Origin of the sequence: Gorillibacterium massiliense (assembly GCF_000455485.1) — a bacterium.
Lineage (GTDB): Bacteria > Bacillota > Bacilli > Paenibacillales > NBRC-103111 > Gorillibacterium > Gorillibacterium massiliense.
Genome location: NZ_CBQR020000019.1, coordinates 1 through 14,125, shown reverse-complemented (window position 1 = coordinate 14,125; position 14,125 = coordinate 1). Strand labels below are relative to the sequence as shown.

At 51.7% G+C, this 14,125-nt stretch carries 16 protein-coding genes and 1 pseudogene; 7 read left to right on the top strand and 10 right to left on the bottom strand.

Annotated elements, in window-relative coordinates:
- A pseudogene (locus tag TJ79_RS27020) lies at positions 1-735 on the bottom strand (hypothetical protein); the annotation flags it as partial.
- Between the two features lie 66 nt (positions 736-801).
- Positions 802-1,419, bottom strand: a complete 618-nt coding sequence (locus tag TJ79_RS02150) for a ribonuclease HII (RefSeq protein WP_040948646.1) — start codon at positions 1,417-1,419, stop codon at positions 802-804.
- A gap of 224 nt (positions 1,420-1,643) precedes the next feature.
- On the opposite strand from TJ79_RS02150, the gene TJ79_RS02145 reads away from it, so the two are divergent.
- From TJ79_RS02145 to TJ79_RS02125, 5 genes are all read left to right on the top strand, one after another.
- On the top strand, positions 1,644-2,045 hold the full coding sequence (locus TJ79_RS02145; protein WP_040948645.1) for a Fur family transcriptional regulator: 402 nt from the start codon (positions 1,644-1,646) through the stop codon (positions 2,043-2,045).
- Positions 2,018-2,728 (top strand): winged helix-turn-helix transcriptional regulator, encoded by a 711-nt coding sequence (locus tag TJ79_RS02140; RefSeq protein WP_052339183.1) that lies wholly within the window; start codon positions 2,018-2,020, stop codon positions 2,726-2,728. The genes TJ79_RS02145 and TJ79_RS02140 overlap by 28 nt, the downstream gene beginning before the upstream one ends.
- A 127-nt stretch (positions 2,729-2,855) precedes the next feature.
- The gene (locus tag TJ79_RS02135) at positions 2,856-3,110 is read left to right on the top strand and encodes a glutaredoxin family protein (protein ID WP_040948643.1); all 255 of its coding nucleotides are present in this window, start codon (positions 2,856-2,858) and stop codon (positions 3,108-3,110) included.
- Between the two features lie 248 nt (positions 3,111-3,358).
- Positions 3,359-3,556: a helix-turn-helix transcriptional regulator gene (locus TJ79_RS02130; protein ID WP_040948642.1), complete on the top strand. Its 198-nt coding sequence runs from the start codon at positions 3,359-3,361 to the stop codon at positions 3,554-3,556.
- A 3-nt stretch (positions 3,557-3,559) separates the two neighbouring features.
- Positions 3,560-3,991 (top strand): hypothetical protein, encoded by a 432-nt coding sequence (locus tag TJ79_RS02125; RefSeq protein ID WP_040948641.1) that lies wholly within the window; start codon positions 3,560-3,562, stop codon positions 3,989-3,991.
- A gap of 72 nt (positions 3,992-4,063) precedes the next feature.
- On the opposite strand, the gene yicI is transcribed toward TJ79_RS02125, so the two are convergent.
- Positions 4,064-6,382, bottom strand: coding sequence for an alpha-xylosidase (yicI, locus tag TJ79_RS02120; RefSeq protein ID WP_040948640.1), 2,319 nt, complete (start codon positions 6,380-6,382; stop codon positions 4,064-4,066).
- 124 nt (positions 6,383-6,506) lie between these two features.
- On the opposite strand from yicI, the gene TJ79_RS02115 reads away from it, so the two are divergent.
- Complete coding sequence (locus TJ79_RS02115; RefSeq protein ID WP_040948639.1) at positions 6,507-7,388, top strand: helix-turn-helix transcriptional regulator; 882 nt, start codon at positions 6,507-6,509, stop codon at positions 7,386-7,388.
- A 79-nt stretch (positions 7,389-7,467) separates the two neighbouring features.
- Here the strand turns inward: TJ79_RS02115 and xylA are convergent, their stop codons facing one another.
- A complete protein-coding gene (gene xylA, locus TJ79_RS02110; protein WP_040948638.1) occupies positions 7,468-8,784 on the bottom strand; it encodes a xylose isomerase in 1,317 nt (438 codons plus the stop codon).
- 188 nt (positions 8,785-8,972) lie between these two features.
- On the opposite strand from xylA, the gene TJ79_RS02105 reads away from it, so the two are divergent.
- Complete coding sequence (locus TJ79_RS02105; RefSeq protein WP_337588918.1) at positions 8,973-10,028, top strand: ROK family transcriptional regulator; 1,056 nt, start codon at positions 8,973-8,975, stop codon at positions 10,026-10,028.
- 223 nt (positions 10,029-10,251) lie between these two features.
- Here the strand turns inward: TJ79_RS02105 and ylqF are convergent, their stop codons facing one another.
- From ylqF to TJ79_RS02075, 6 genes are all read right to left on the bottom strand, one after another.
- Entirely contained in the window at positions 10,252-11,109 is an 858-nt protein-coding gene (gene ylqF, locus TJ79_RS02100) for a ribosome biogenesis GTPase YlqF (protein WP_040948637.1), read from the bottom strand.
- 30 nt (positions 11,110-11,139) lie between these two features.
- Complete coding sequence (gene lepB / locus TJ79_RS02095) at positions 11,140-11,724, bottom strand: signal peptidase I (RefSeq protein ID WP_202903268.1); 585 nt, start codon at positions 11,722-11,724, stop codon at positions 11,140-11,142.
- A gap of 84 nt (positions 11,725-11,808) precedes the next feature.
- A complete protein-coding gene (rplS, locus tag TJ79_RS02090; RefSeq protein ID WP_040948636.1) occupies positions 11,809-12,150 on the bottom strand; it encodes a 50S ribosomal protein L19 in 342 nt (113 codons plus the stop codon).
- A 162-nt stretch (positions 12,151-12,312) separates the two neighbouring features.
- Entirely contained in the window at positions 12,313-13,122 is an 810-nt protein-coding gene (gene trmD / locus TJ79_RS02085; protein WP_040948635.1) for a tRNA (guanosine(37)-N1)-methyltransferase TrmD, read from the bottom strand.
- A 1-nt stretch (position 13,123) separates the two neighbouring features.
- Complete coding sequence (gene rimM, locus TJ79_RS02080) at positions 13,124-13,648, bottom strand: ribosome maturation factor RimM (protein WP_040948634.1); 525 nt, start codon at positions 13,646-13,648, stop codon at positions 13,124-13,126.
- A 204-nt stretch (positions 13,649-13,852) separates the two neighbouring features.
- Positions 13,853-14,083, bottom strand: coding sequence for a KH domain-containing protein (locus tag TJ79_RS02075; RefSeq protein WP_040948633.1), 231 nt, complete (start codon positions 14,081-14,083; stop codon positions 13,853-13,855).
- Positions 14,084-14,125 lie beyond the last annotated feature (42 nt).

Genomic DNA, 14,125 nt, shown 5'->3' with positions numbered 1-14,125 from the left:
AGCTGGCGCCGACGGCTGCGCTGCAGCCCGCCCGGCCTCAGCTTCACGGCCCTCCGCCGCCACGGCGCTGCCCGCCAGCCGCGCCAGCTCCGCCAGCGCCTTGCCCGCCTGGCGCACAACCGCCGGCAGCTCCGCTTCCGGCGTTGCCGCCATATACTGCTCTAGCTCATTCCGCAAGCTGGACAAAGCCTCATTCATCGGCTTGCCGTTCACTACGGCGTTGAGAGGCTCAAGGGTCGCCTTTGTGAGAGGCAAACTCTTTTTGATCGCCAAAATTGCCGCATTCTGCCAATCTTCTGCCGAAACGCCCTCCGGTACAGACGCCATCGCCCTGGAAAAGGCAGCTACATTCTCGCGGTTTATCGGAACTCCTTCCCGGTGCAGCTGTTGCAGCGTTTCCCGGTTGGCCGAGGTATCGGGTAACGCAAATTCCTTCAATAGATCGGATAGCGACTGCTCCGCGATGGCCGTACCGACGGAGTTAAGGGGTTTCAGCACGACGGTGCCTCCGACGGATTCCGGCTGAACCTGCAATAACGCCGCCTCTCGCGGCTGCATCGGCGCTTCCAGCTTCGCTTGCACGGTAACTCCGCCGATATTGACAAGGGCATTCTGCTCCGACAGCATCTGCAATACGACGCCGCGCAATATTTGCCCGACCTTCAACTCCAGCGTCTTCCCGTCCTTCGGCTGGATCTCTCCCATCATGCTTCGCAGCAGTTCCCCGATGTTCACCTTTGGTCCCTCCAATGTTCCAACTCTATCTTTTATATCGGCAGTTACCCCGGTATTTTCAAAGTTTTATAGATCCAATATAAACTCTTCCTGAACCGCCAGCACTTTGCCGAGAAACGACATCCGATGCAGCGGTGTTGGTCCGTAAGCTTGCAGCATTTCTCTATGTAATTTAGTTGCGTAGCCTTTATGGCCCGCAATCCCGTATTGAGGAAACTGCTTGTCCCACTCCAGGCACATCCGATCCCGCACCACCTTGGCTACAATCGAAGCTGCCGCAATGGACTGGCTTAGGGCATCGCCATGAATCAACGCCAGTTGTTTGATGGGGCTGTCCACCTTTTCGGCGTCAACGAGCAAATAGTCCGGCTGCACATGCAGGCGGGACAGCGCGATTTTCATCGCCAATCGGGAGGCCATCTTGATGTTGATTCGTTCGATTTCTTCCACACCGACACAGGCATAGCTGACAGCAACCGCCTCCGTGAGGATTTGATCAAACAGCCGCTCCCGCATGACAGGCGACAGCTTCTTTGAGTCGTTAACACCTTCCAGAACCATGCCTTGCGGAAGTATCACAGCGGCAGCTACCACATCCCCGAAAAGACAGCCGCGCCCGACCTCGTCAATCCCGGCTATCCGGCTAACGCCTTTATCCCATAAGGATCTCTCATATTCCAGCATTTCCGCTGCTCCTTCCCTTTACCCCAGAAAAAAAAGAACCCGGCTCGCACCGGCTACTCTATTATACGCGATGATTCGACTTAAATCTCGTGTATCTCTTTCATCCTTGATGAGAGTGTCAATATTTTGTAACACATCTTTCTTTATAATGATTATTGACAATACTTATTTTTAATATTAGACTTAATCTAAATTCAATAATTGAACGTTAGGAGGAATCCGCCATGGCTAAAAAAGGGATGCTCACCCTGCAGCGAAAAGCCATTTTCGATATCGTCTCCGATGCCTCCGACCATCCGACTGCCGCAGACGTGATCGAACGGCTGAAGGACCGTGGATACCATTTTGCATACGGCACGGTTTACAACTCCCTACGCTATTTAGCAGATGAAGGCATGATTCGGGAATTGCGCCTTGAAGGAGATGCCAGCCGCTATGACGCCCGGGTAGAGGAACATCAGCACATCATCTGCGTTTCCTGCGGCAAAGTGGATGAAGTGTTTGTGGAACCAGCCGCAGATTGGGTTGCCGATATCGCCAAAGAAACGGGATACACCATTGAAGAGAAACAATTTCTGTTTAAAGGAGTGTGCAAAGCATGCCAGGGATCGAAACGGCTGTCCTGAACGAGGAACCTATGTTAGAGGGAGCGTTTTGCACGGCTACGCGGCGGGTTGCAGTTGTCAGCGCCCTACCTGGACGCTTGAATCCGCTGATTCGGAAACTGAGTTCCCTTTGCTATGACGTTATGGTTTTTCACAATGGTGATGACCCTGTGTTGACCTTGCTTCAACCGGACGCGCTTATCGTCGACCGTACGCTGGATGACGTCTTGGATAGAAGCTATGCCCAGGTCCGTTCCGCCAAAGCGCCTGTGATCGAACTGGTTTCAAAGGTCCGCCCAAGCAAATCGGACGCCCGTGAAATCCTTTGGCCATGCCCGGTAGACAAGGTCATCGAAGCTATCAGCAGCCTGTCGACCACAACCACCCGTCTCCCTTCTGGCGAAGGCGAATACCATTGGAAAGATATCTCCCTGGACACGAAAAAAATGACCGTTCAGCGCAGCGGCAAGCGCATCGAATTGACCCGGACGGAATTCGACCTTCTCAAGATTCTTCTGCAAGCAGATGGCAGCGTGTTGTCCCGCCAGGAGATCATGGACTCCGTTTGGGGAGACGATTATTTCGGGGGCAGCAACAATATTGATGTCCATATCAAAAGTTTGCGTCAAAAACTGAACGACGATCCCCGCAGCCCCAAATACGTCGCAACCGTAAGAAGCATCGGATATCGGCTTGCTGACTAAAGGTACATACGGGCTTGCAAGCTTTTTAAGCTTTTTTAATCCAATTTTCATATTCATTTCATAAATCCAATCTATGATTACCCTGTAACCGATTGGCCTATATCGAAAACGAAAGGAGCAAACCGGTGTGACTGAACAACATACCTCATCCGACGTTAACGCAATCGTTTATACCAGCACCTACTGTGGATACTGCAAGCAATTGAAAAGCTTTTTAACGGATCGAGGTGTCACCGTTCATGAACGAAACATCGACACCGACGACAAATTCGCGGAAGAACTGGTGGGATTGGGCTACAGTTCTGTCCCCGTAACGGTGATTGGCGAAGAAAAAGTGCTTGGCTTCAACGCGATCAAACTGAATCGAATTCTGGAACATTAATAATGAATTGTCCTTCGGACCGCTCGATCAGCCTACAAGGCTGGCGGCGGTCTTTATTTTTGCCACTATCCAATCTTTGCTAGAATCGAGCATGCTTGAGCAAACGATTCCTAGATAAAGGAGGCTTCTAGATGGTGGACAGCCTCCTTTTTTCGTTATCTATGTAAAATATACATTACATTTTGAATTGTATACTTTACGTTAACATAAAAATTTTGTAAAATTTAGGCAATGAAAGGAGCGGTTGCATGAGCAAAAATTTACGGATCAAAGCGGCGCGGGCAGCCCTCGACATGACACAGCAGGATTTGGCGGATGCGGTTGGCGTGACAAGGCAGACCCTGATTGCCATCGAAAAGGGTGATTATAATCCATCGGTAAATTTATGCATTGCCATTTGCAAAACATTAGGAAAAACATTGGACGAATTATTCTGGGAGGCGTGAATCATGAACAAAAACAGCAACTTTGACGAGCGTCAAAAGCAAATACGAGGGTCTGTTTTTCAAACGGGGTATGTATTTCTCGCTTTATTTTTCCTCGTCGATGCCATGGTTAAACAATCCGGGCATGTTTGGGCTGATTATGCCGATATGGCAATGATCGGCATCATGGCCTCCGTTACTTTTTGCTCGATAATATTAATCATTAAGAATAGCTATGCCGGCACTTCACCTGCAAAATGGCAATTGCTCGTTTTCTTGATCACAGTCGCTTCCGTCCTATCGATCGTTTTTGGAGCAAATGACCTTCCGCAGTACGGATACTTGACAGACGGACATATTACAGACGCCTCGCGGACTTTGATTATCGGTCTACTGTTGTTCATTATCGCTGCCGTATACTGGATCAAACAAGCAGTTGCCAAGCTGACGGAATAACCCGCAACAAGATAAACAGACCGGCTCTCATCGAGAGAACCGGTCTGTTGTTCGTTTAAAAGTGGATTGATTTTACAAAGTTACTATTACGCTGCCGATTCCCGGCTGCGGCGTCAGCACGACGCCTTGCTCGGAAGCGGACTGAGTCCCGCCTTCAACCGACGCGATTTCGCGGATGCCGTGCATCACGATGCTGTACGGCTTCGTTGCGCCTTCAATGCTGAATTCAATGCTGTTTCCGTTGCGAACGGCGACGATATCGATCTCCTGCTCTCCTTTTACGTTGAAGAGCACGGTTTCCGCTGTCTTGCCGTCTTCCAGTTCATACAGATGGAAAGCCACTTGATCGGCATAATCGTAATCCGGCTTTTGATCGTTAGCTCCGATGGCGATCAGGCTGTTCGGCCGAACCAACAGAGGCAGCGTCATGTAGCCATGGTTCTCTTGTCTCCACTTGCCGCCTTCGATGACTTCTCCCGAGAAGAAATCCGTCCAACGTCCTTCCGGCACATAGTAACGGGCATTTCCCTTGTCGTTGAAGATTGGAGCAACCAGCAGTTTGTCGCCCAGCATAAACTGGGTATCCAGATGGTGGGTCGTGGGATCTTCCGGGAACTCCAACACCATGGCGCGCATCATCGGCAAGCCTTCCGTCGCTTCGACGGCTTTGGCAAACAGGTGCGGCATCAGTCGGCTCTTCAATTGGGTGAAATTACGCAAAACGTCTACCGCTTCTTCGTCGAACAGCCACGGTACCCGGTACGATTCGTTGCCGTGCAAACGGCTGTGGGAGCTGAGCAAACCGAAAGCTACCCAACGCTTGTAGATATCAGGCGGAGCCGTCCGTTCAAAGCCGCTTATGTCATGGCTCCAGAAGCCGAAGCCGGAAAGACCCAAACTCAAGCCGCCACGGAGAGTTTCCGCCATGGAGTCGTATGTGGCGGAACAGTCGCCGCCCCAGTGAACCGGGAACTGTTGACCGCCGGCTGTCGCTGAACGGGCGAAGAGCATCGCTTCGTTTTTACCCAGCTTTTCCTCCAGAACCTCGAATACCGCCTTGTTGTACAAGTAGGTGTAGTAGTTATGCATTTTATAAGGGTCGGAGCCGTCAAAATACACGACATCCGTCGGAATTCGCTCGCCGAAGTCGGTTTTGAAGCAGTCGACGCCCATGTCCACCAACCGGCGCAGATAATCCTTGTACCATTCCGTCGCTTCTGGATTGGTAAAGTCCACAAGACCCATGCCCGCTTGCCACAAATCCCACTGCCATACGCTGCCGTCCGCTGTTTTAACCAGGTAGCCCTTCTCTTTTCCTTCTTCGAAAAGAGCCGATTTTTGTGCGATGTAAGAGTTGATCCAGACGCAAATCTTGAGTCCCCGGTCTTTCAGACGTTTCAGCATCCCGACAGGATCGGGGAACATGTCCTTATCCCATTCAAAATCCGTCCATTGGTACTCCTTCATCCAGAAGCAGTCAAAATGGAACACGTGCAGCGGCAGATTCCGCTCAGCCATGCCGTCGATAAAGCTGTTAACCGTCGCTTCGTCGTAATCGGTCGTAAACGACGTGGTCAGCCACAATCCGAAAGACCAGGCAGGCGGCAGCGCCGGTTTGCCGGTCAAGGCGGTGTAGTTCACCAATACATCCTTCAGCGTTTCGCCGCCGACGATAAAGTACTCCAGGTTTTCCCCCGGTACGCTGAACTGCACCTTGGAAACCACTTCCGAGCCCACTTCATACGAAACTTGCTCGGGGTGATTGACGAATACGCCGTAGCCTTCGCTGGACAGGTAGAACGGCACGTTTTTGTAGGCTTGCTCGCTGCTAGTGCCGCCGTCTTCGTTCCAGATATCAACGGCTTGTCCGTTTTTCACGAAAGGAGTAAAGCGCTCACCCATGCCATATACATGTTCGCCAACGCCGAGTTCCAGTTGTTCGCGGAAATAAACGTCGCCCGTATTGGTGGTAATATGGCCCGGGCCTTTCGTGTTCGTACCGGTCAAACGGCGGCCGGCGTAATCGTATTCCGCCATCCAGGGTCCTTTGCGGTTCAGCTTAACCCGCAAGCTGCCGCTCACCAGGCTGATGGTATCTTCCTCTTCTTCGATGGACACTTGATGGCCGCCGTCCACATGAACCGGAAAATAAGGTCCGTGGATTGCTTTCCCCGCATGGCGGGTCCATTTTACGCGAATGACGTCTGCAAGAGGCGCACTGATCTCAGCGGTCAGCATGCCGATGTTCAGAGTGTCTCCCTTGTGGCGAACCGTTTTAGCCGCCGCGTATACCGTCAGACCCTTGCTTGTCTTCCGGACTTCCCGCACATCCTGGGGATTCAGTAATGTATACCCGTCTTTCATCATCCAATAGCCATTTGAAAATTTCACTGGTATCCCTCCTAGCTAATCTATTATAATAATATTGACTTTTTTCTTTAATTCTTTGATTATTTTGCTCCTTATAACAAATATTTTGCTTTTTTTTTGCAAAAACCAGAAAGAAGGTTCGTTCATGAACCCCGCTGTGCTGAAAGAAAACCGCACCCACGGCAATCCATTATATCCCATCACGGTTTATACTTTTTCTCGCCAAGCCGAAGAACCGCTCATGGATCTGCATTGGCACGATGAGTTGGAGTTCCTGATGGTCACCCGAGGCAGCGCCGATTTCCGCGTAGGCGTCAGCGATTACACCTTGCGGCCGGGAGAAGCGCTGTTCATCAACTCCGGCGAATTGCACTCCGGACAAACCTCCGACCCCAATGGCTGCTCCTTCCTTGCTGTCGTTTTCCATGCTGACTCCCTTGCGGGCGGACTTGACCTGCTGCGGGATAAATACATTTTGCCGCTACTTGAGCGAAAATACTCCGTTCCCGTCCATCTCGTCCGGGAGGAAAATGGCCAGAAGGAAATTCTGGAGCAGTTGGACAAACTCTTTCACATCTATCTGGAGCATCCTCCCTTGTACGAGATGACGACGAAGGGCTATCTTTATCTGGCTCTATCCCGTCTGCTCCTGTTGGATGAACCGGCCTTATCCCGGCCCAAGCGCCACGCCGATCCGGAGTGGATCGAGCGGTTGAAATCGGTGCTGTCCTACATTCAGGAAAATTGCGGAGAAACCATTCGCCTCAAAGACCTTGCTGATCAGGCGGCCATGAGCGAGGCTCACTTTTGCCGATCCTTCAAGAAAATAACGACCAAAAGTCCCATGGACTACATTAACGAAGTCCGGGCGCAAAAAGCCGCCTTTCTGCTGCAGGATACAGACAAAAAGAACACCGAAATCTCCCTCGATGTCGGCTTCAGCAGCTTGAGCTATTATATCGACGTATTCAAACGCCATTTTGGCTGCACCCCTGGCGAATACCGCAAGCGCATACGCAGGGATTGACAGTAGATCAGCCAATTTAAATGGACATAAAAAGCCGGGACTCATGTCCCGGCTTTTTTTGCAATACTTTATCTATGAATTAAGCATTGAGGATGTATTGGTTGAGCACGGTGCGCAGTACTTCTACGCGGCCGGATTTGGTAACGATCGGGTTGTTTTGCAGAGCATAGGCTTCCAGTGTCTTGAAGTTGGCTTTGCCTGCAACGATGTCGGCGCCGATGCCGGTTTTGAAGGAGTCGTAACGATCGTCGATGAAGTTTTCGAGAGCGCGGTCTTCCAGCAGCTTGGAAGCAACGACCAAACCACGGGCGAAGGAATCCATGCCGGCGATGTGGGAGTATACTACGTCGATCGGATCGACGGACGTACGGCGTACTTTAGCGTCGAAGTTTACGCCGCCGCGGCCGATGCCGTTTTCGTTTTGCAGAATTTCGTACATAGCCAAAACGGTGGAGTACAAGTCAGTTGGGAATTCGTCGGTATCCCAGCCCAGCAGGCAGTCGCCTTGGTTGGCATCGATGGAGCCGAGAGCGCCGTTGATGCGGGCAACGCGCAGTTCATGCTCGAAGGTGTGGCCGGCCAGCGTAGCGTGGTTGGCTTCCAAGTTGAGCTTGAAGGTTTTAGCCAGATCGTATTTTTGCAGGAACGACAGGGTTGTGGCTGCGTCGAAATCGTATTGGTGCTTGGTCGGCTCTTTCGGTTTCGGTTCGATGAGGAATTGCGCATCAAAGCCGATTTCCTTCGCATAATCATTAGCCATGTGCAGGAAGCGGGCGAGGTTGTCCAGCTCAAGACCCATGTCGGTGTTCAGCAGGCTTTCGTAGCCTTCGCGGCCGCCCCAGAATACATAGTTTTCTGAGCCCAGCTCTTTACCATGTTCCAGAGCTTTCTTCACTTGTGCCGCTGCATAGGCATAAACTTCAGCGTTGTTGGTGGTTGCTGCGCCGTGAACGAAACGCGGGTTGGTGAACATGTTAGCGGTGTTCCACAGCAGCTTTTTGCCGGAAGTCTTCATGTTCGACTTGATCAACGCGACGATTTCGTCCAAGTTCTTGTTGGTTTCTTGCAGGGTTGCACCTTCAGGAGCAATATCGCGATCGTGGAAGCAGAAGTAGTCCGCGCCGAGGATGTTAAGCAGCTCGAAGTTGGCTTCTACGCGAGCTTTCGCCAGGTCCATGCCGGTGAATTTATCATAACCGCGAACAAGGGTGTTCGCACCGAACGGATCGCTGCCGCCGTAGGTATAGGAGTGCCAGTAAGCGACTGCGAAACGCAGGTGTTCGCGCATCGTTTTGCCGAAAATAACTTGATCCGGGTTGTAGTGCTTAAATGCTAGGGGATTCGTCGATTCTTTGCCTTCGTATTTGATCTTGTCCACATTGCCGAAATAGCTCATGGATTCTTCCCTCCGGAATCGTAGATTGGAAATTACAACATCATCATACCATCGAAAATGGACTTTGTAAATTCATTAAACAAACAAAGTTGCTGTAATTAATTCGGGTTTCATGATAGTATTAGGAGCAGAACACGATAATAATCGATAAACTCGTTTCAATGATAATTTAAGCTTTGGGGGCACGAATGAAACAAACCGGTGACTTAACGCTGATTAAAAAAATCAATAAATCCATTGTTCTGGAAATGATACGCCGCGAATCCCCCTTGTCCAGAGCGCGAATCGCCGAGCGGACCGGCCTGACAAAAGCTACGGTGTCCAGTCTGGTCAACGAACTGATCGAAAGCAACCTCGCTCACGAAATCGGCATGGGCCAATCCAGGGGCGGGCGGAAACCGATGCTGCTGCTGTTCAACGGGGCGGCTGGTTACGCGGTAGGCGTCGATCTTGGCGTCAGCTACATCCATGCGGCGCTGACCGATCTTAACGGGCAAATCATCGAAGAGATTCGCCTGCAAAACGACGCCTCCTCCGTTGAAACCGTCTTTGCCGAGCTAAAAGACTGCATTCACTCTCTGATCCGCAAAGCACCCGAAAGCCCCTACGGCGTCATCGGCATCGGCGTCGGCATCCCCGGCTTCAGCGACGAGGAAGGCATCGTCCTGTTTGCACCCAACTTAGGCTGGGAAAACGTTCCCCTGCAAAAAATGCTGGAGGATGAGTTCCATATCCCCGTCGTCATCGATAATGAAGCGAATGTCGGGGCTGTCGGAGAGATGCGCTTCGGCGCCGGACGCGAGGCAGCCAGCCTCGTCTATGTGAGCATTGGCGCCGGTATCGGAACCGGCATCATCATTAAGGACGAGCTGTACCGGGGCATATCAGGATTTTCCGGTGAAATCGGCCACATCTCCATCCACCATGACGGCAAACCGTGCCGCTGCGGCAACTCCGGCTGCTGGGAGCTGTACGCGTCGGAAAAGGCGCTCCTGGAAGAAGCCAGAGCCGCTTACGGTAATCCCCGGATGAAGCTAAGCGAGCTTCTGCAGTTTGCGAAGCAATCCGATCCTAAAGCCTTGCGGCTCTTAGAAGATCTTGGCCGCTATATCGGCGTCGGCATCGTCAATATCATCAATGTCTTCAACCCGGAACGGATCATTATCGGCGGCCGTCTGGCGGAAGCAGCCGATTGGTTGAAGCCGCCTTTAATGGAGATCGTGGAGAAACGGTCTCTGCCCTAATCCCCGGTCTCGGTCTGACCATCGATTTCTCCGAACCGGGCGCCCGCTCCACCCTGCTTGGCGCATGCTCCATCGCCATTTCGAAGTTTTTTGCCTCGACGAAGATATCGGTGGAGTAATTCCTTCCCTGCATGAACATGCAAAAAGAGCGGTCTCACGGAAGTTGATCTTCCTGAATCCGCTCTTTTATTTTGCCTATATTGCCGCGTGTATTCCTATATTCTTAAGGGTGCTCCAACGTGATCCTGCCGATTTTGCCGTCCCGCAAATCGCGGAGCAGGATATTCGAAGCCTTTTCCAAATCGACGCGGCCGCCACTTATGAGACAGCCCCGCTTCCGGCCAACGGCTTCCATGAAGCCGATGATCGCCTCGTTATCGTTCGGATCAAAGGATGCATCCGCATCATAGCGTTCGCTCAATTCCTTCGCATATTGGGGAAGCATGTAGCGAATGGCATAAAAGACAATGTCCTCCGAATGCAGCACCTCATCCCGGATAGCTCCTGTCGCCGCTAAACGCACGCCGACCGCCTGATCCTCAAACTTGGGCCACAAAATGCCTGGCGTATCCAGCAGTTCAAGATCATCGTTGGTGCGGATCCACTGCTGGCCCTTGGTAACCCCCGGCTTGTCGCCGGTGACCGCCGCTTTTTTTCCAGCCAATTGATTGATCAACGTGGATTTGCCTACATTAGGTATGCCAACGATAAGGGCACGGATAGGCCGGGGCTTGATGCCTTTCTTGATTTGCTGAGCGATTTTAGCCGCCATCAGCTCTTTGCAGCGGGGAACGATCTCTTTCACCCGGTTGCCGCTATTGGCATCAATAGGAAGAGCCTCCAGCCCGTTGTTCTTGAAATAATCAACCCATTCCGCCGTTGCCCGTGGATCGGCTAAATCCTGCTTGTTCAGCAGAACCAGACGGGGCTTGCCTTTGAGAATGGTATCGATCATGGGATTGCGGCTCGAAAGGGGGATACGGGCGTCCAAAAGCTCAATCGCTACGTCGATCAGCTTCAACTTTTCTTCTATTTGCCGGCGAGCCCGGGTCATGTGGCCCGGGAACCATTGGATCGTCATGTGCTCTCCTCTTTCGTTATTCTTGTTGGATCAGTTACTGTGTTTGATAAAGCTCAGATCGCTGAGCGGCCAGAAAACGATGTCTGCCCGGCCAATGACCTTACTGTATGGGATCGAGCCAATCATCCGGCTGTCCTGACTGTCCACGCGGTTGTCACCCATGACGAAAACGTGACCGGCTTCAACCGTCGTTTCCGGGAAATCGGCGTTGTACTCCATGTTTGTGTGGGTTTGACGATATTGCTCCACCGCTTCCTTAATATAAGGCTCGTCCAGAGGTTGATCGTTTATGTATACGACTCCGTCAGAAATTTTTATTTTCTCGCCGGGTAAGGCAATAACCCGCTTGATGTAATCTTTCGTTTCAGTGGCATGAAAAACAACGACTTCGCCCCGGTGAGGCTTGCGGAACTTATAGACCCATTCGCTGACAATCAGACGTTCTCCCGTATGAAAATTAGGCTGCATGGACGGCCCGTCCACGATAAACGGCTTGAACACTAGCCAGCGGATCAAGATGACGAGAACAACGGCAATGGCAATGGCTTTGATCCATTCCCACATTTCAGATTTCCCTGACTTTTTCGGCGCCTTTTCTTCCTGCTCCAGTTCCATGATCCCATGCCTCGCTTTCACGGTATGCGAAATTCCGTAAACGAAAAGGAGCTTGCTTTAGCAACAAGCCCCCCCAGTCGTTTCTTATCGAATTTCTTGAATTCTTGCTGCCTTGCCGCGCAGACCGCGCAGGTAGTACAGCTTAGCGCGACGTACTTTACCGCGACGAGCGACTTCCAGCTTGTCGATCTTCGGGGAGTGCAGCGGGAACGTTCTTTCAACGCCCACACCGTACGAGATTTTGCGAACAGTAAACGTTTCGCTGATACCGCCGCCGCGACGTTTGATACAAACGCCTTCGAACAGCTGGATCCGCTCACGAGAACCCTCGATAACTTTCACGTACACTCTCAAAGTATCGCCAGGACGAAACTTCGGAAGATTTTGGCGCAATTGCTCTTTCGTAATCTCTTGAACCAAATTCACAGGATTCCCTCCTTCCACTCAGGTGTTCATTCCGCTATTATACCGTTTATCATGATGTCACGCGTAGAGGACCACCGAAATAACAAAAATCCACAACAGCAGTAATAATACCATATCGACTAGCAAAAAACAATAGTCCAAGCTGCTTTCCGGACGTATCGTTTAATGATCTTCTCCACTATTCTCGCGCTTCGCATCCTTTTCCCAGCTGCGAATCATCGCTTTTTCCTTTTCCGTCAGTTCAGCGCTTTCCAACAAATCCGGCCTGCGCTGCCAGGTGCGTTTCAAAGACTGCTCCCGGCGCCAGGCTTCAATATTGCCATGATGCCCGGAAATGAGCACCTCCGGTACTTCCCAACCGCGAAAGCTCGCCGGCCTCGTGTAATGGGGATATTCCAGCAAGCCTGTGCTGAAGGAATCCGTCACCGCGGAGCTTTCATTGCCAAGAACGCCAGGCAGGAGCCTTACGACGCTGTCGATGACGACCATCGCCGGCAGTTCTCCGCCGGTCAATACATAATCGCCGACAGACAGCTCGTCCGTCACCAAATACTCACGGATCCGCTCGTCGTAGCCTTCATAATGGCCGCAGATGAATACGATATGCTCCTCTGCCGACAGCTCCTCCGCTTTTTTCTGGGTAAAGGGCTCGCCTTGAGGACACATCAGGATGATTCGGGGCCGGGGCTCAGTTGAAGATGGAGCTGCAAGTGCAGATGGGGTTTCGTCACCCGCTTCATTCTGCTTTAACAAATCCTCTATCGCTGAAAATACAGGCTCCGCTTTCAGCACCATGCCCCCGCCGCCGCCATAGGGATAATCGTCCACCGTATTATGCTTATTGTTGGCATAGTCGCGGAAATTAACCGTATTTAAGCTGACGATCCCTTTCTCCTGGGCTTTGCCCAAAATGCTGGCGCCGAACACCCCGTCAAACATTTCCGGGAAAAGGGTGAGTACATCGATTCTCATGCTACAGAAGCCCCTCCAGCAGCTGGACGGTCACTTTTTTGTCGGCGATGTTAACGTCCAGAACGACATCGTCAATATAGGGGATAAGAATCGGCTTACCCTTGCCTTTTGGCCGTTCCACCACCCACACGTCGTTTGCTCCCGGCGATAAAATTTCGCTGATGGTTCCGAGCTCCTCGCCATCCTCGGTGATAACCTGGCAGCCGATAATCTCATGATGGTAAAATTCGTCCTCTTCCAGTTCGACGAGATGCTCATCGTCCACCTTAATGGACCAGCCTTTAAATTTCTCCGCCATATTGATATCGCCGATGTTTGAAAATTTAACCAACCAGACATTTTTTTGCGGCTTACCGGATTCGACGGTTACCGGAAGCAATTCCTTCTCCTCGGCATCCTGCAAAAGCAGCTTGCTGCCCTTGCTGAACCGGACATCGGCAAAATCCGTCTGGATGACCACTTTGACTTCTCCCCGGATGCCGTGGGTGTTGACGATCTTGCCTACATTGAACAACTGTCCGCTCATTTCATCGCCGCCTCGCTACAAATGTCCGGGACAGGTCCCGGCTGTTTCTTTAATGTTCTATAACAGGGCAAAGAGCCTGTCCCCCGATTCCGCATCCCGTGTGGGCTGCGGAATCCGTACGGTCCAGACTCCCGGCCTTGATTATCTTCATAAGCGCGTTCCCGATGCGATCCCATCGGGCAACGCGCTTGCAGAGTCGCAGGATCAAGACATGATCTCTACGGATACGCGCTTGTTCTCCTTCACCGACGCCGAAGTGACGACGGTGCGGAGAGCTTTGGCGATCCGTCCTTGCTTGCCGATTACCTTTCCGATATCGGAAGGGTGAACCGAAAGCTCATAGACGACTCCGCGCTTGTCTTCCACTTCATTCACATGCACATCTTCCGGATGATCAACCAACGCTTTCGCGATAACGGTCACTAGATCCTTCATGATTTACCTCCAACCAGTAAGATTACTTCTGGAGTTTGGATT